Annotated in this window: 14 protein-coding genes; all 14 read right to left on the reverse strand. The window is 64.4% G+C overall.

The annotated features are described in order from the left end of the window. Positions 1-42 precede the first annotated feature (42 nt). The gene (locus PVZ72_RS04320; RefSeq protein WP_145248201.1) at positions 43-1,101 is read right to left on the reverse strand and encodes a DUF4214 domain-containing protein; all 1,059 of its coding nucleotides are present in this window, start codon (positions 1,099-1,101) and stop codon (positions 43-45) included. A gap of 612 nt (positions 1,102-1,713) precedes the next feature. Next, positions 1,714-2,886, reverse strand: coding sequence for a shufflon system plasmid conjugative transfer pilus tip adhesin PilV (gene pilV / locus PVZ72_RS04325; RefSeq protein WP_273861287.1), 1,173 nt, complete (start codon positions 2,884-2,886; stop codon positions 1,714-1,716). Continuing rightward, the gene (locus tag PVZ72_RS04330) at positions 2,883-3,815 is read right to left on the reverse strand and encodes an ATPase, T2SS/T4P/T4SS family (RefSeq protein WP_273861288.1); all 933 of its coding nucleotides are present in this window, start codon (positions 3,813-3,815) and stop codon (positions 2,883-2,885) included. The genes pilV and PVZ72_RS04330 overlap by 4 nt, the downstream gene beginning before the upstream one ends. 7 nt (positions 3,816-3,822) lie before the next feature. After that, the gene (locus PVZ72_RS04335) at positions 3,823-4,377 is read right to left on the reverse strand and encodes a type 4 pilus major pilin (protein ID WP_439001533.1); all 555 of its coding nucleotides are present in this window, start codon (positions 4,375-4,377) and stop codon (positions 3,823-3,825) included. 29 nt (positions 4,378-4,406) lie between these two features. Beyond that, a complete protein-coding gene (locus PVZ72_RS04340; RefSeq protein WP_273861289.1) occupies positions 4,407-5,492 on the reverse strand; it encodes a type II secretion system F family protein in 1,086 nt (361 codons plus the stop codon). Next, positions 5,482-7,104 (reverse strand): GspE/PulE family protein, encoded by a 1,623-nt coding sequence (locus PVZ72_RS04345; RefSeq protein WP_273861290.1) that lies wholly within the window; start codon positions 7,102-7,104, stop codon positions 5,482-5,484. Before PVZ72_RS04345 ends, PVZ72_RS04340 begins: the two co-directional genes overlap by 11 nt. 1 nt (position 7,105) lies before the next feature. Continuing rightward, entirely contained in the window at positions 7,106-7,687 is a 582-nt protein-coding gene (gene pilP / locus PVZ72_RS04350; RefSeq protein ID WP_273861291.1) for a type IV pilus biogenesis protein PilP, read from the reverse strand. Further along, positions 7,677-9,035 carry a type 4b pilus protein PilO2 gene (pilO2, locus tag PVZ72_RS04355; protein ID WP_273861292.1) on the reverse strand — a complete coding sequence of 453 codons (1,359 nt, stop codon included), beginning with the start codon at positions 9,033-9,035 and terminating at the stop codon, positions 7,677-7,679. The genes pilP and pilO2 overlap by 11 nt, the downstream gene beginning before the upstream one ends. Positions 9,036-9,037: 2 nt before the next feature. Further along, on the reverse strand, positions 9,038-10,765 hold the full coding sequence (gene pilN / locus PVZ72_RS04360) for a PilN family type IVB pilus formation outer membrane protein (protein WP_263258803.1): 1,728 nt from the start codon (positions 10,763-10,765) through the stop codon (positions 9,038-9,040). Continuing rightward, the gene (gene pilL2 / locus PVZ72_RS04365; RefSeq protein WP_263258804.1) at positions 10,762-12,048 is read right to left on the reverse strand and encodes a PFGI-1 class ICE element type IV pilus protein PilL2; all 1,287 of its coding nucleotides are present in this window, start codon (positions 12,046-12,048) and stop codon (positions 10,762-10,764) included. Before pilL2 ends, pilN begins: the two co-directional genes overlap by 4 nt. Before the next feature lie 218 nt (positions 12,049-12,266). Next, positions 12,267-12,497, reverse strand: a complete 231-nt coding sequence (locus tag PVZ72_RS04370; protein ID WP_145248181.1) for a hypothetical protein — start codon at positions 12,495-12,497, stop codon at positions 12,267-12,269. Next, complete coding sequence (locus tag PVZ72_RS04375; protein WP_263258805.1) at positions 12,494-14,461, reverse strand: DEAD/DEAH box helicase; 1,968 nt, start codon at positions 14,459-14,461, stop codon at positions 12,494-12,496. Before PVZ72_RS04375 ends, PVZ72_RS04370 begins: the two co-directional genes overlap by 4 nt. Then, on the reverse strand, positions 14,458-16,374 hold the full coding sequence (locus PVZ72_RS04380; RefSeq protein ID WP_273861293.1) for a hypothetical protein: 1,917 nt from the start codon (positions 16,372-16,374) through the stop codon (positions 14,458-14,460). The genes PVZ72_RS04375 and PVZ72_RS04380 overlap by 4 nt, the downstream gene beginning before the upstream one ends. Continuing rightward, complete coding sequence (locus PVZ72_RS04385; protein WP_273861294.1) at positions 16,331-17,311, reverse strand: hypothetical protein; 981 nt, start codon at positions 17,309-17,311, stop codon at positions 16,331-16,333. Before PVZ72_RS04385 ends, PVZ72_RS04380 begins: the two co-directional genes overlap by 44 nt. Between the last annotated feature and the right edge of the window lie 45 nt (positions 17,312-17,356).

The raw sequence follows: 17,356 nt of genomic DNA on the forward strand, positions 1-17,356 counted from the left end.
CTCCAGAAGCGGGCCATGCTGGGCATGGCCCGTCGTCGCAGCCTAGGCGTAGGCCATAGCGTGGTCAGCGGTGACGCCGGTCAGGGTGATCGTGTCGATCTCGGCGGCCTTAGGCATGGCTGCCTGCAGGGCTTCGATCTTGGTGAGCGCGTTGCTGGCATTGGTGACGCCGCTCAAGACGCCCGACAGATCGACGCTGCCGCCATCCCGGTTGAGCTGGGCGGCGTACTTGGCCACCGAGATCCGGGCCTGGACATAGGTGGCATCGCTCTGATGCTCCAGCGCCGCCTGCAGGTAGGTGGCCAGGAAGTTGTCCCGGGGCGAGCCGTTGTTCAGATCGTTCACCCACCACGACTGCCCGGCAGCGTCGGGCCCACGGCCCAGGACGTTGTTGTATAGGTAGTCGACATAGGCGCTGTTGCTCATGCTGCTGCCTTTCTCGCCGTTCTGCGAGCCAGCGGTATACATGGTGGCAGTGATCTCTTGGATCGCAGCGGTATTGCTCAGTCCTTTGGAGGACAGCACTGCCAGGTCATGCGCCCAATAGTTCAGGCCAGCGAAGTCCGGGGCGCGGCTGAACGAGGCGACATAAACGCCCACCAGGAAGTCGGCTTGATCACTGGTAATGCCCGAGAAACTCAGGCTGGCCGAGGGCAGGCCAGAGCCATCGAAATGGGGGATGTTCTGTTTGATCTGATCGATTGTTGGGGCTGGAGTCGTCTGCTCTGTAGCAACTAGCCCAGTGGTGAAGTCGGTGCGGCTAAGCGACCCAGAATTGATCTGGTTGACCAAGTCTGTTTTCGTTTGCGCCGTTGCCGAAGGATACAAGGCATCGACAATCAAATTAGCGGGTATTGAATTAACGAAATTCGTAGGGTCTGCAACGTCTGCCATGGAAGGGAAATAGCCAGGGAAGATTTTGGCATAAGCAGCAAGGTCATAAATTACTGCCTGCATGCAAAGGGCATAAGCCTTCTCAAATCCTTGAAGGGGCAGTATTTCGTCAAAGCTCTCCAAAATCGACGATTTGAGCTGCGGATAGGATGAGAGATATCGATCGTACGCATATCCTATATTCGAGCGTGCTTCTACTGAGTTCATGACTGCTTCCTATTAACTCATTGAACTTGGCAATACTTACCGGAGCCCACAACGTAGATGGCCCTAACTCCGGAGCCGTAGCGGCCGTTAGCAGCATTCTGGCATTCCGTGTTTGCGCGGTCTATACCACCTTGGCCGCCTTCATCGTTTTGTTGCGCAGCTTGAGCAATGACGGGTTGCATTGACCGCCAGGCATAGGCATAGCCTACAGAAGCAGAGTTCCTTTGTAACTCGCCTAGCCAGTAGTTATATCCGCCAACGTCAGGACATCGACGCGCACGCCCGAAGTTCGTGTATGTGCCAATTAATTGGCCTCTATAAGTATCAGGTACTTGTGAGACGTTGTTATAACCAGGATCACCGGCCCCGCAAATCATTGCTGTCAAAGGGAATTGATCGCCAGGCGATGGACCAGGTGGAGGAGGCGGCGGCGGTGGCGTTGGCGGGATCCGGCAGGGCTGCCAGCCCGTGCCCTCATCGCAGGTGACCTTCTGCCAGGTCAGGCCACCGCCGGAGCTGGGCGCACTCGGCACCTCGGTCCAGACTTCTGCTGTAGCCAGACCGGCCCACAGCAGAAGCGTTAGCCCAGCAGCCCAGGCTTTCGCGATTCGCCTACTTGCAGACATAGAGCACCCGCTGGGCATCGAAGGCGAGGGAGCCGCCCCCTGTGCTCGTACAGGTCCCGCCGGCGGACACGGCCTGGTTGTACCAGCGCACCGGGCGTACCCACACGCCGTTCTGGCAGGCCAGACTGAAGCCGGCAGCGTCGCGGGCGAGCAGGCCCGAGGTCTGGCAGCTCGCGCCTTCCGTTGCCGCCTGTCCCAGCAGCAAGTACTCACCCACCTGGGTCCGCCCGTCAGAGGCTAGGGTGCCACCCCGGATCTGCCCGGCGGTGTAGACGCTCTTGTCGCCATAGGCCCGAACGAAGTTCGAGTCGCTCATGTACCAGCCACCACCCCATTTCTCGCTGTACCAGCCACCGTTTTCCTTTGTCCTGATCCAGCCGCCGATCCGCGCGTCGTTGGTGATCTCGGCGTTGTCAGCCGTGAGCTTGGCCGAGGCCGTGATGTTCTTGCCGTAGATGTCGCCGGTGGTCTTGATGTCCTTCGATGCCGTGATGGCGCCGGCATTGACGATGTCCTGGGTACCCATGTCCAGGGCGGTGTTCATCCGGTTGAGCTCGGGATGGTTGGGCATGGCGTTGCGGTAGAGATAGTCGTTGGCCAGAGTGCCGTCCTGCAGGAACAGCGCGCTGGCCACGTGCCCGGCCCCGGGGCTGGTGCCGTAGTTGGACAGGGCCACCTGCCAGCCGCCCCGAATGCCCTGGACCACGCCAGTCGCGTCATTGGCAATGAAGCCGCCTGGGGCGCCGAGGTTCTCGGCGAGCTCGCGGGCGCCGATCTCGTCCAGCGTGTGGCCGCCCTGGGTCAGCACCAGGGATTCGAGCTGGTTCGCTGCTGGCTTGCGCGCCAGGACGACAAAGGTCTGGCCGAAGACATTGGTGTCGGCGAACCCCGTAGGGAGGTAATTGGTGTTGCGCAGCATGGCCACGGTGATCTGCGCCGGTGTGGTTGCGCCGGCCGAGGCCGACACGGCCGTGAAGTTGTCCTTGAGATACTTCGCCGCGGCGTCGGCCACCTGCTGTTGCTGCTGGGCGGCGATCTGGTAGTTCTGCGAGTCCATCCGCTTGGCCATGAGCTCGATGCCCATGGTGGTCATCAGGGCCAACGCGACCAGCCCGAACAGCATTTCCACGGCGATGAAGCCACGCGAGCGGATCATCATGTCCAGTAACTCCTCTGAGATTGCTGCTCGGCTTCCTGGTCGAGCTGCTGGATGCGGTTGGTGCGGATCTTTTCGCGGATGGCGGGGCCTTCATCGGCGGTCAGCAGCAGGCTGCGAACCTTGAGCGTCGAGATGCCGCCCTGGGTCCCCAACGCCTGCACCATGACGGCCACCAGGCCCTGGGCGAGGATCGCGCGGGCATTGGGGATCTCAGGCTCTGCCAGTTCCGCGATGCGCTCCACCGCCTGGGCGATGGAGCCGGCGTGCAGGGTGGCGATGATGAAGTGGCCGTTGATGCTCGCGCGTACCGCCTGGGCAGCCGTGGGGGTGTCGCGGATCTCGCCGATCAGCAGGAGGTCGGCCCCGGTACGCAGAGCGCGTATCAGTGCCTCCTCGTAGCCCTGCTGGCGGGTCACTGGAATCTGGATGCAACGCCCGGCGCCGTGCGTGCCGTGAAGCGCCGTTTCCGGCGGATCCTCGACGGCCAGCGCGAAGCCGCCGTGCCGCGCAAGTCTTGCAGCCAGCAGCGACGCTGCGCTGCTGGTCTTGCCGGTACTCATCTCGCCGCAGAACAGCACCAGGCCCCGGGTGGTCGGGGCCAGGAGCGCCTCGACCACCTCGTTGGCATAGCCGAGCATGGGGAAGGCGCGGAGGCAGGCATTGGACTTGCGCAGCACGAAGACGCTGTCGCCGTAGGCATCGGGGATCTGCGTCACCCGCAGGACCACGTTGTCCTCGAGCACTGAAAACTCCGGCTGGAGGTCCTGGGCGAAGCGCTGCAGGCAGCGCTCGCGCAGCGCCTGCAGCTCCTCGGCCCAGCTGGCAGGCGCCTCGACGCGCAGGGCTGCCGCGCCGGCCAGGCCCTTCACGTCACTGAAGGACTTGCCCAGGTAGAGATCCACGAACTGCGCCTCGCTGATCAGACTCATGGACCACTCAGTACACGGTCCAGGCGAGGGTGTTGCCCGTGTCCTTGCTGCAGCCCGAGGTGGCCGCGGCGGAGTCGACCTCGCCGGTGATGGCGGTGCCGCTGTTGATCGCGGTGGTGGCCTTGGAGCCCCGGCTCATCTTGCTGGCCAGGCTGATGCAGGCGTCCTGCGGCAGACCGTTCTCGGTGACGGTGAAGGTCATGCCGTTGCTGACGACCGTGACCGACCCGCCCCAGGCGTTGTACAGCGCGCCACTGGAGATCGACATATTGGGTACGCCTTTGACGGCGATCAGCTGCGGAACCAAGTTAGTACTGGAGGCGCCGTAGCCGGACATTCCTTTGAGCTTGCGAGTGTTGGCGATCAGCTGACCGATGTTGCCCTGTTCGTTGCCCACGTCGGAGGTGCCCATCAGGGCGCTGCCGTTGAACAAGGCGTAGCCCACGCCGATCAGCGCCACCAGGAGGACGAACATCATCTCGATGGACATGTAGCCGGCCTGCCGGCGGCGCGTGGATGGGGAGCGGATGGTGCAGACAGCGGAGGGTTCGGGGTACTGCATGGCGATAACCTCGGGGTGGATGAAAGGGTTCAACGTGCGGCTGTGGCGGTACCGGTCAGGCTGTAGGTCCCGATCATCACGAGGATCATCAGGCAGCCAATCAGGATGGTGGAGACGGTGCTGAGCGACTTGGTCATGCCGGCGACCTGCTTGAGCGAGGTCTCCAGCCAGCGCAGGCTGTAGCGGTGGATCGCGGTGGCGAAGCTGCCGGTGGTCGAGAGCGCGACCAGGAACTGGATGGCCATCGGGTCAGGAAAACCATGCCCGGCCAGCTGCAGGGCGACGCCGAAGTTCTTGCCTTGACGGACGCCGTAATGCGCCGCCACCAGGCGCTCGCGCAGCCAGGGGTTGGCGCCTTTCATCAGGATCTCCAGCGCCTCGAGCTGGTTGATGTTCGAGCGCAGCATGACGGCCATGTTGAGCAGGAAGGTCGAGCCGTGCAGGGACTTGTAGATTGACCAGGGCGGCAAGACTTCCAGCGGCCGGCGCAGCGGGCCGGTCAGGTAGGGCAAGCTCACCAGGCTGAGCACGATGACGACCACCGCGACGATCAGCGTCAGCAGGCCCCAGTCGTTGACGTAGGTGGCCAGGTGATAGAGCAACGCGGAGGCGCCGGACCAGCTTTCAGGGTCGGATGCCCGCTTCATAGCCGGGATGACCCGCGCAGCGATTACGTGCAGCAGGTAGGCCATCAGCGCCCAGGTGATGACGGGGTAGAAGGCCGCGCCCAGGATCAGCGAGCGCATGCGCTGGCTGGCCTCGATCATCCGCACGGCGTCGTGGAAAGCCTGGATCAGGTTGCCCGATCGCTCGCCGGCGCCGACCACGGCGCGCTCCTGATAGGGCATCCATCCCTCGCAGGCTTCGGCCAGCGACTGGCCATTGCGCACGCCCTTGCCGATCCCTTGGCAGGCGAGGGCGATCGGATGACGCGCCTTGCGCGACTTCTCCTGGTAGATGGCGCCCACGCGCTCCAGCGCCTGGTCCAGATTGATGCCGTTCTCCAGCAGCGCTACCAGGCTTTCGTAGCACTGGATCCGCTCCTTGGCGCCAAATTGCTTGGCGTGCCAGGTATCGCTGAAGGTACTGAAGGCGTCCAGGATCTTAGCCAGCATGAGTAGCGTCCTCGCCGGCGGCGTGCTCGAGCACGTAGCGGTCATTGTCCAGGGGGCCCACGACCTTCTCCGCCATGACCGGATCGACCAGGCCCTCGGCGATCTTCATCAGGGTATGGCGCAGCTTGGTGACGCCCCCCAGCTCCTTGACCCAGTAGTTGCGTGCCTCGGAGGCACCCTCGTCGCGGAAGACCTGCATGAAGCGGTGGGTCGGCAGCAGGATCTCGGCGACCACCGTACGGGTGACGATGCCCAGGCCGCGGCAGTGGTCGCAGCCATCGCCCAGCAGGTGGACGTTCTTGAGCGGAATCAGGCTGGCCAGACGCTCGAACAAGGCGCTGTCGATCCGGCGGCGCGAGGCCGGCGAGCTCAGGGGGATCCGGCAGTGCGGGCAGAGAACGGGCACCAGGGACTGGTTGATGATGCCGGTGGTCAGCGCGGGGTCGGTCGCGAGGCTCTGATCCACACCAAGGTCGACCAGGCGCTGCAGGCTGGCGATGGCATTGTTGGTGTGCAGGGTCGACAGCACCAGGTGACCGGTCATGGCGCCGCGATAGGCAGCCTTGGCCGACTCCAGGTCACGCATTTCCCCGTACATGAGGATGTCCGGGTCCAGACGCATGCTGTTGGTGATGGCATCGGCCCAGGTTTCGTCGGCGCCAAGCGCGGTCTGGTTTGCGTTGATTGGATACTCAGGCGGATCCTCGACGGTGAGGATGTGCTTGGTCTCCTGGCACTCCTCGGCCATGAGGTTGATCATGACCTGCATCGACTTGGACTTGCCCGATCCGGTGGGACCGGTGAAGAGGTTGATCCCATAGGGCAGGGTGCGAACACGCTGCAGCAGTTCACAGTGCTCGGGCAGAAAGCCAAGGTCCTCCACGCTGCGTTTGGTCTGGTCGTCGTACAGCAGGCGCAGCACCATCATCGGGCCGTCTGCTTTGGGACGGGTGGCGACACGGGCCCCAAAGAGGCCTAGCTGGTCGACGAAGCGGCGGCTGACGCGGGCATCCTGCTTGGTCTCGGGCTGGTAATGCTCCTCGGAGACGTCGCACATGGAGTTGTACAGCGCCGAACACAGCTCCAAGCCGATCGAGGTCGGGATCTCGCTGAAGTTGGTCATCCGGCCGTGTTCGCGGAAGCGGATCTTGGTGATCTCGTGGCCCAGCAGGAAATGGATGTCAGACGCCCCGCGCTGGTGGGCGATGCCCATGATGCGGATCACCTCCAGCTGACGCTGAGTGCTGTTGGCGCCGGCGGCTGCCAGACCAGTTCCTGCACGCTGCTCGGCGTCATACAGGCCCTTGATCACGCTCATCGTCACCAGCTTCACGGTGAAGTCGACGCCCGCGCGCTCCAGGCGATCCATGAACGCCAGGACATAGGCGTCAGTCTGGTGAGCCTGAGACAGGTACAGGTCACCTCCTGCAGTCAGTGCGCAGAGCTGCCGTAGCTCAGCCGTAAGCGCCCAGCGGCCCCCGTCGATAGTCAGCAGCTCACGATCGGCGCCGGTGGCGGCCGCATGCAGCTGCCTGGCGGTTTCCTCTGGCGCAACCAGCGTAGGCCGGGGCTTGGGCTCCTGGTCTTCTAGCGAATGGATGGCGCTGCTCATATCAGGGCTCCTGCAGGGCGGTGGGCTGGCCAGCCGGAACCCCCGGCAGGGCAGATTCAGCGCCGGGCAGCGGCTGGCTGGCCATCGGCATCGACCCCGGTGCCTGGTCGGCGAAACCCAGCGGGAAACGGCGACCGCCGCGGCTGAGCTCGACGCCCTGCAGGGAGATCCCGGACAGGCTGTACCCGCCTGGCAGCAGGTCGCCGCCCATGCGGGCCTCAGCGGTCTGGCCGTTCGGATAGAGAAGGGTGGCGCGCAGATCCCGGGGCGATCCATACAGCGTCTTCACCACCGGCAGGTACTCGGGCGCTGCACTCGGCGCGTGCTGCGCCTGGTCGCTATGAGCGGGGGCAACCGGTGCGATAGCAGGGGCCGGTGCGTAGACCGGCAGGCTGGCGGTGCTGCCTTGTCCGGCGCTGGCCTTGGCCTGGTTCAGCTCGGCCTGCGCTTTGAAGAACAGCGTCTGGCTCTGCACGGCTGAGAGCTCGCCGACGTTGATGCCACCTGTTTCAGCGGCGTGGGCGCCCTGGGCGGCCACCGTGATCGTGGCGATGAGCAGCAGACGAGAGAGGTCATTGGACATAGAGGTCTCCTGTGACCGACCACAGCAGTCGCTCACCTTGCAGTTGGGTCTTGATCTCGCGCAGCCGCAGGCCTGGCTGAGCCAGGTCCTGGAGCATCACGGCGGGAGGTAGCAGGCTCTGGTACTGGAATTCGTAGTGCTTCCAGTCCGGTGGCGGCGGTGCGGGCGGAACGGGTTGGCCCGGCAGAGCAGGTGGCGCCGGCGGCGTCACCGGCAGCTCGCGCACGGTCAGCTCGGTCTGCTGCCGATTGAAGTGCGACGTCAGGACGGCCAGCGCGCTGCTGGCGGGTGCCAACGACTCATCGCCAGCCACGGCCAGCTGCAGGTCGCGCTTGAGCGCGGCGCTGTTGCCGGCGTCGAAGAAGCCCGGGTCGTCCGCGAAGTGGCCGGCAGTCACAGCGAGTAGGTCCAGCGCTGAGCTCGTGCCCGTGCGCTTGTACACGCTTGAGACTAGGGCGCCGTCGCACTGCGCCGAGTCGAACCGCCAGCCGGCCATGGCCAGCGGCAGGCTGTCGATCACCCCATTGCAGCCAGCGATGAAGATGTCCGGGGCGATCTGCTTCGCCCAGGGATGCTCCAGGGCCTGCAGCGGCTGCGCCTTGCCGGTCTCCTTGCTCATGGCGGCCAGCTGGGCTTGCTGTTGGGCCGCGATCAGGGCCTGAGTCTCGCGCGCCTCGCCCTGCTTGTGGGACTGCCATACCTTCCAGCCCGCAAAGCCACCCACGACCAGGACAGCCATAAGGCCTATCCGGGTGGCCTCGCCGGTCGAAAGGCCTAAGGTGAGCTGACGCAGGCGGTAGTCGCGCTTGAGGTTGGCCGGTGCCAGCAGCGCCTCGATGTCCAGGACCTGGCCACCGCGGCCGAACTCCGCCGGCAGATACAGCTCGTCAAAGACCAGGCTGCGGGCCAGCAGCTGGTTCAGCTTGCGCTCGATCTCTTCACGCGAGCCGACCCGATCGCTGCCGGGCACCACGGCGCCGTCGTGGACGGCCACCAGGGCATAGCGCTTGGCTTCCGGATCCACGGCCCAGGCCGCAAGCCACGAATTGCCCAACTGGCCAGCCAGCGCGGCGGCGAGTGAGTACATGCCCTTCATGGCGCCGGCGCTGCGCGCGACGAAGCCGGCCTGGATCACCGAGCCTGAGTGGCGAATGGCGACGATGTCCATCTGGTGCTCGCGACCATAGTCGCGGGCTTCCTTCATGTATTTGGTCAGGCTGCCCAGGGGGTGCCAGATCAGGCCGGTCACGAAGTCGCGGCCGTGGTAGTGCAGCACCTGGACGGTGCCGTCTGCCGCCGGTGCGACAGCTGCTGCACGCTTGCGTGAGCCAAACAGTGACTTGGCCATGGTCAGCCCATCAGGATCGGCGTGATCAGCACCACCAGGACGCTGTGCGTCGAGGTGCGGGTGCGACCGCCGCCCAGGCCGAAGAAGCCGGGCTCACCGACGCCAACCTTGTTGGTGTCTTCGCTCAGCTCATCGAAGCCGGACAGGATCAGCGTCTGGCCGCTCTTGAGCTTGACCTTGGGCGATAGCGACTTGGCGTCGTAGTCCGGGACCTGGATGCTCGAGCTGTTCGAGGTGAAGGTCTGGAAGGTGGGCTTGGAGCTCATGTTGATGGAGATCATCAGCATCAGCTCGTCGCGATCCATGACGCGCGGCAGCAGGGTCATGTTGAAGCCGCTGGTGATGGTGCCGGGTGTGAGCGCCGTGCTGGAGCCCACCGAGGCGGTGTTGGTCGTGGAGCTTGCGGCCACGTAGCCCTTCACGTTGCCGATCTGCAGCGGCGCCGGTTGCAGGTTCAGGGTGGTGACAGAGGGCGAGCGCACGTTGGACACGCGGCCTTGCTCGGCCAGGGCCTGGATGATGACGTTGGACCCGGCCAGGGCCGAGCTCGACGTGTTGACGATGCCTACAGAGCCACTGATGGCACTGGTGCTGATGCCCGGCACCACGTTGGCCAGCGACAGGTTCCACTTGTTGGAGAGCGACTTGTAGACGGCGGCCCAATTGACGCCCAGCTGGTCGGTGTCGTTGAGCGTGACCTCGAAGACTTTGACGTTGAAGAGCACCTGCTGACTGATGCTGCGGTTGGTGCTGTCCAGGTAGGCCTGGATCCGGTCCAGGACCTCGGGGCGATCCGTCACGGTCAGGGTGCCGGTCGAGGTGCTCAAGAACGAGCGACCTGCCGGCGCGGTGCTGAGCATCGCCTTCACGTTGTTCTGGATGTCGGCCAGGATCGAAGACTTCAGGCGAACCGTGGTGCTCTGGCTGCTGCCGGATTCACCGGAGACGCCGCTGTTGTTGGAGCCGCTACCACCGCTGGTGCCCGAGCCGACGCCGGCGCTGGTGTTCATGCCCGAGCGCACAGTGCTCTCGATGACCTGGTCGTCGCCGAAGGCATAGACGTCGAATACGCGGGTGTCGTAGTAGCTGATCCGTACGGCGCGCTCGGCCGGCGAGTACCGCCAGGCCAGGCCCAGGCGAGCGGTGACTTCATCCAGCAGGCCGGAGAGCCGGCCGCTGTAGGCCAGGCCGCTGACCTTGCCGATGCTGGCGAGGGTCGTCGCGTCCAGCGGGCGAGATGCGGCCGGGGGCGTGGTGGTTGCCCCTGCCGTGGCACCGGCGCCGGTGATGACGCCGACCGGCAGCAGGCCGGCCAAGCTATCAGGGCTACCGCCTGCCATGGCGGCCATGCCCGCGCCGCCGCTGTAGACGCTGGGTGCCAGGGCATCCGGCGAGATGAGCACCGGCACGCCACACTGGCTGGTGATGTAGCCTGCGATCTCGGTGAGGCCAACGCTACCCGAGGGTCGGTAGACCAACTCGCAATCGGTGGCAGTGGGCAGGCCGCGACGGGCAACCAGAGGTTGGGTAGAGACCCACGGCTTGTCACTGAACACGACCGTGTCGCGCTTGGGTTCGGCCTGCTGGTTGCGCAGCACTGCGGCGTAACTGGAGGCCTCCTGCCCCTGCAGGGTGGCGCGCCCGGCGGCTTCGTCGATACGCTGCACGGAGCTGCAGCTGGCGAGCAGCACCGCTGTTGCCAGCAGGCTGGGGCGGAAAAAACGACTCATGACTTCTTCCTCTCGGAAACATGGACGATGCGCTGGCTGGAGCTGCCGTCGACGATGAAAGAGCGCGGGGCGCCGTCGTAAAGCGGGAAGACCTGGGCGATGGCCTCGGCGAAGGTGCCTTTGAAGTGCAGGGCGGCCTCAATGGGGTAGTCCAGATCGTCAGCCGTCCACACCACCTGCCAGCCGGCGCGCTTGGCCCAGGCCTCGACGCTGCGGCGCAAGGTGCTGCCGACCGGTGCGTCCCAGGTCTGGGCGATGACGCTGGCCGGCTCGGTCAGCCGCACGGAGGGCAGGGGGTAGGCGGACGGTGCGGACGCGACGGTTTTCGCTGGTGCCGGTGCGGCAACGGAGGGGATGTGGTCGACTTTCGTGGTCCGGGCCGCGACAACCACGGCGGGCTTCGGCACCGGGTGACTGGGTGCTACCGTCGGTGCAGGAGAGGGCGTGGCTACAGGCGCTGCAGCGGCCAGAGAGGTGCCCTGCGTCTGGGGGACGGTTGGAGATTGCCGGACAGGCAGCGTCACCCCAGGCGTTTGGACCGGCGCGGATGTCAGCGCCGCGCCGGCGGGCATGGGTTTGACTGCGGCAGGGGTGGAGGTGTTCGGTACGGAAGCGCTTGGCACCACGACCTTCGCAGGTGTCGGGTGGGTCTCCAGCGCCTTGGTTGCCGGGACGGTGGCCACGGTCACCGCGGCAGTGCTGGCGGGCGCTGTGATCGGTTTGCTGACCTGGGCTGGCGAGAGCGCTGCGGGCGCCGCTGCATAGCGCTGGCCCTCGGGCAGCTGATAGCCCGGGCGCAGCACGAAGCACACCGACCGCATGACCTCATCGACCTTCACCTGCCAGGCCGGCCCGGCCAGCACCTGCAGGGTGTTGCGCAGACTCATGGGCCCGAGCTTGTACTGGGCCGCCGGCAGCGGCCGGGTGAAGAGGATGTTGACGTGACCCTGATCCGGGCCACACAGGCTGTAGCCGGAGCGGTTGACCACGTACTGCATGGCGTCGCGAACAGTCGGCTTCATGTTCGCCGGGATGTTCACGTCGATGATCTGGGCCATCAGGTCCCGCTGTTCGGTCTCGGGCGCGGTATTGACCAAGGTGTAGCGGCCGTAGCGGACCTGGGGCTCTGACACAGCACCCTTCGGATAGAGGTCGGGCTGTAGCAGCTCCGGATTGCGTGAACTGTCGGGGCCAGGTGCGCTGGGCGCAGGCTCCTGCTGGGCACAGCCTGCCAGTGCGACGGCAAGGGCGAGCGGCGAGAGGGTGTTGAGCTTCCAGATCATGTGCGGTGAGGCCCCATTTCGTAGTGGGGCTCACGGTGCCAGTCACCTACCTGGAAAGCAGGAGATAACCGTATCTGGAGCGAAAGAGGTTAGCCGCAGGCAAAAAAAATCCCCCGCTCCAAGCGAGGGATAACTCAGTTCGAAGCCACCAGAAATGCAAATCTGGAGGGGGTGGTCTGGCGCACCCGCAACGAATGACCTACCGATGTGAGGGTAGTTCAGCTACGAAGCAGCTGTTCACGGACCAACTGCAGCAGCATCCCAATATACCTGGCATCACGCAGCCGTCGAGCATCAATCTGCAAGGTGACGGTCACAACCGAGTGCTTCTGCATGACGCTCAACGCAGCGCCTCCATCGAGGCAGATTGCGCTCATCAGGCAATTACACTCAGGAAATTCATGCTGTAGTCGCGAAAGAAACCATTCGACGTTGCGCGCGTCATTCAAGGGCATAGCTCTCTGCCGAGTCGTTCTTGGGCCTTATTGATCGCCTCCGGCTCGATCAGATCCTGGGCGATCCGCCGTTTATCTTGCAGCATCTGCCACAGCTGCAAGTCGATGCTGTTCTCAACTAGCGGGATTTTCACGACCACCAGACGCCGCTGCCCGTTGCGATAGGCCCGATCCTCAGCCTGGTCCTGCAGCCCCGGCGTCCAGGGCAGCCCCAAGAAAAACACGTAGTTGGCTGCGGTCAGGTTGTTGCCGGTGCCCGCGGCCGAGGTCGTGCCGATGAAGACGCGGCAATCGGCGTCCTGCTGGAAGCGATCGATCGCTCTCTGCCGCTTCGTGAGGCTGTCGGTGCCTACCAGGGTGACGCATCCCAGGCCCGCGGCCTCGCACATCTCTTGCAGCGTGGTGACGGTCTCCTTGTACTCGCAGAAAAGGATCACCTTGTCCTCGGGATCCAGCTCGCCGAGCAGCTCCATCACCACCGGCACCTTCACTCTCTCCAGGAGCTGACGAAGCCGGCCCAGGCGCGCGAACACCGGCTGATCGGCATTGCGGATGGCGTTGTACTCGACCTGCTGCGCCTCATCGAGCACGACCGGCACGGTTTGCCGTTGCTTGCCCTTGAGGTCGGGCAGCACGTCCTTGCGCCGGCGTAGCATCCAGTCGCCGATCTCGGCGCGCAGTCCCTGGCGGAATTCGGAGCTGCCAGCGAAGCGCTCGCAGAAGTCCTTAAGCGGTAGCTGACCGATAGGGTGACCTGACAGGCGCAGCAAGGTGTGCAGCTCCGACTCCCGGTTGAGTACCGGTGTCCCGGTCAGCAGGTAGCGATTGGGCACCTTGGCGGCAATGTCGAAGCCGTTGCGCGTCCAGGCGGCCGTGGGCTCCTTCAACCGGTGCGCCTCATCGATGATCATGACCGCGAACTGATCGGCGAGCGCGACGAAGTCCCACAGGCGCTCATAATTGACGATCACCCACTGGGCATCCGCCTGATACCGCTGCCGGGCGATCCGCGCGTCTGGATAGACCGCCTGGATCTCCCGCTCCCAGTTGATGACGAGGCTGGCCAGCACCACCACCAGGATCTGGTGGCCAGCGGACTGAATACCAGCGGCGATCACCGCCTGGCGACTCTTGCCGAGCCCCATGTCATCGGCCAGCAGTGCGCTGGTGCGCTGCAGTAGGTGGCGGATCCCCGCAGGCTGGTGAGACATCAGCGAATACGGCTTGAGCTCGGCCTCGATGGCCTGCAGGGTCCAACTGGTCTTGGCGATGTCCGGCACCGCGGCCAGGTATACGTCTGCAGCACTATCCTCGTCGGCTGAGGACGCGCTTCGCTCTTGGGGCGGTCCTCCTATCGACATCGCTGTGACGTCGCGGGCGGCGCTGACCGAGCCATCCGACAGCAACTCCTGGAGCACGTCGAGCATCTCGAACTGCTCCTCGAGCAGCCCCAGCTCTAGGATGAGGTTACTGCGTAGTAGCTCGGCCGAAGCTGGCACCCGCCAGGCGCGACTGGTGGAGAGGAAAAGGCCTTGCATGCGCTTGGCCACGGCCACGCACCCCGGGTGATAATCCCCGGACAGCACCACGCCGCCACCAGACAGCGGCGCGATCCGCAGACGCATCCCCCAGATGAAGAGGTCCCGCCGAGCATCGGCCTGGGCGTCGGCGATCTTACGGCTGAAACCAGACCAGTCCAGCACGAATCGACTATCTGCCAGCTCGCCCAACTGGTGAAAGAGCACGTCCAGGTCCTCCAGCAGCCGCCGTTGGGGCAGCCGCCAATACCCGGACAATGGATGTTCGCCACGGCGAATGAAGGAGCCACCCCTGGTCATCAGCAGGCGGTTGGCCCCTTCGAGATAGGGCATCTTGAGGCCAAAATCATAGCCGTCGAACACGGCGCGCTGCAGTAGCTGGGATGTGCCTGAGGTATTGCGAAGGGAGGGCCGCTTCATGCCGTGTGAGCCAGGCCGGCGACAGCGTCAGCAAGGCCCAAACGGTGCGTCAGCCACTCCCACAGGAATCGATGATAGTGCATACGCCAGGCATCCTTGGCGAATCGACTCATGGTGTGCGAGACATCTGGCCATTCCAGGGTGACCGACAGTCGGCCACGCCGTAGGGTGGTCATGAACCAGTCGAACGCAACCCCTGCAGGCTCGTCACCTGCGATGGCCCGATTGCGGCGTCCGCGCAGCTGTACCACCTGTAGCTCGCTGGGCGAGCGAGTCAGCCGCTGCGTCTGGGCGCTCTTGGTGAGCCGTTCGAGGGGCATGACCAGCTCCGCCGAGGCCAGGGCGCGGCCTGACTCCCTGACGGAGAACAGCCGGCAGGCTCCGGAATAGGCGCGATAGTCGTAGTTATCGATGCAGTGACCCAGGGCGAGGTGCTCACTCATCAGATCAGCAGGACACACCAGCTCCAAGATTTGCAGGCCATTCGGGCAATCGACGGTGCGCGACTTGCTCAGCAGAGGCGACCAGGCGGTGTGCGCATCCGTTTCCCGTAGCGGACCCTGGCTGTCGGCAAACTCTCGGGCCCTGGTCATGGCCTCGTGGAAGTCACCCACCAGGCGGGCGATCTGGGCGTAGGAGCTACGTCCAAGAAAGTCCTCAAGCCCCCTGGCGGCGCGCTGGGCACTCGGTGACTCATCACACACAGCGCTGAGCAGCTCCCTGACGTCCGTCAGCGTCGCGCGGATGCCTGGCCATCGGGGGTCATCCCATGCCGTCGGAGTACCGGCGAGTAGACGCGACCAGTCGATGACACCAGCGGCGCTGTGGGGCACGCAGCGGTGCAGCTCATGGACGGCCCACCAATCACGGCGGTTTTGAGGCCTGCGATTGCCTAGTTGGGCGCCCACCAGCAGCCCCAGCCATCCTAAGCCACGCCCCTCCCGCTTGATGAGGCTGAGGGCCGTGCCGGCGCAGTTGGGGCGGACGCTTCCTAGAAAACGGATCGAGGCGGCTGGTGCCCCAAACACCCAGGCGAGCAACGGCACCAGAGGTAGCCCTGCATCCACCGCCGTTCCAAGAAGTGCCTCCGCAAGGGTCGTGTCGTTGGGTTGATAACACCGAAGCGATGCCTGCAGCTGGGCGGGGCATTGGTCGAAGTTTCGCCTCCCAATAGGCCAGTCGTCGTCCTCACATAGCACAAGAAGCGGCACCAGGATGGGCTGTGACCGCAACGCCTGATGTCGTCGTTCAGAGTTACCCCGCGACAGCCAATTGTAGAGTTCAGCCGAAGGGCAGTTCGCGGAGCGAATAGCGAACAGCCGCGGTTGATCGACCGCCGCGAGAAAGGCTTTGAGCGCCGCGCCGATCTGCGTGAGGTAGTAGGCCGTCCGGGGACTGAAATAGCGATTGTGCCTATGGCCATCAATGTCCCATGCCTTCCCGAAGGCCCCCAGATCGTCGCAGGCCAACTGCCTGGCAACCGATCGGGCTGAGTCGCAGAACGACGTCATCAGCGGCTGGAGCGGCCAGCTGATGTGAGGCAGTAACAGATACCTGGCCAAGCGCAGGGCCGATTGCGCCGCCGGTTTGCGCTTGGGCATGCGGTCGATTGCCTTGACCTTCTTCGTCCGGATGCACACGCCATCGTAGAGCTGCACCAGGTGCCCCAGGCGAAGGATGGTGACAGGACTTTCTCGGCCGGGTACCTGAACGCTGACACTCCAGCAGCGGGTGAACCGCGTAGAGCTAAGGTAATGTTCGATGAACGTGTCGCGCTTAGGGCCGTTGATCTGGAAGTGCGAGGCCCAGGTATGAGCAACGGCAAGCTGCCGCTCGCTGTACCTGGAGGCCTTGCAGGCACTAGAAAGCTCACTCATCGGCAGGCCCGGAATACAGCCGGTGGCAGTACTCATCCGCCCGGCGCTCGTCCTTGTCGCGCTCCCGATTGTCGTCCCTGGTCGCTTCCCACATGACGCTGTGACAGTGCCGATGCTGCTCACGGGCGAGAGAATCGGTGACATGAGCAATATCGTGTCGCACGTACTCAAGGTCGGTGCCTAAGGCCGCCGCTTCAGCCTCGGACGTCTTTCGCCTGGTCCAGGCTTGCATGGCCTTGAGCATGGCCACGCAGTCTTCGCGCGAGATAGGGTCCGTGCGCTGGCCATCGTTGCGCGTCCAGTCGAGATCGATGCCGCCATGGCGCTGGAACAAGGTGAAGGTGTTACGCGCAGCGAAGAACTTCAGCACGTCGGGCGAGTACCAGGGATCGTCCTCACGAAAGGGCTTCAGCGGCGACGGGGAGGGAGGCGAGGCCGGTAAAGGGGCTTTCGAGTACTGAGGCAGTAGGCGTAGCGGGGTGTATATCTGATGCCGGCCCGCAAGGCTCAGGCAGAGGGCGTCGACCTTGAGCTTGCCGGTCACTCGCCAGCCGCGATCCGCGAGGTCATCCAGGCGCTTGATGTCGCTGGTTTCAATGCCCGGGCCGTAGTAGGCCCTGAGCAATCCTTCCGCCGCTTCCCAGCGATCGCCATAGGTCAGCCGCTCGTTGATGAAATCGGCCTGGGACTGGGTGATTTCCCCTCCAAGCGCCTCGACGTACCACTCGACGGCTTTCTTTTGGCGGCAATCATCTTGATGCTCCTTCCGGGCGAGAACCAGCAATTCCAGTGCGAACTTGGCCGCCCAGAAGGTCAGCAGCCAGCCCCAGCCCAATGCGAGTGCACGGAACCCGAAAGAGACGAAGGATTGAGCCTCACGCAGGGCGCAGTAGCCGTACAACCAGTAAACGGCTGCGCCCGCAACAGCCAAGACAGTGATGACGGACAACCAGAAGAGGGTCCGAATAAACATGGTGAAGACCTTCAATAGTGGGTAGGAAGGTCTAGGGTCGCGGTG

It is taken from the genome of Pseudomonas sp. LA5 (genome assembly GCF_028640825.1).
GTDB classification, from domain to species: domain Bacteria; phylum Pseudomonadota; class Gammaproteobacteria; order Pseudomonadales; family Pseudomonadaceae; genus Chryseomonas; species Chryseomonas aestiva.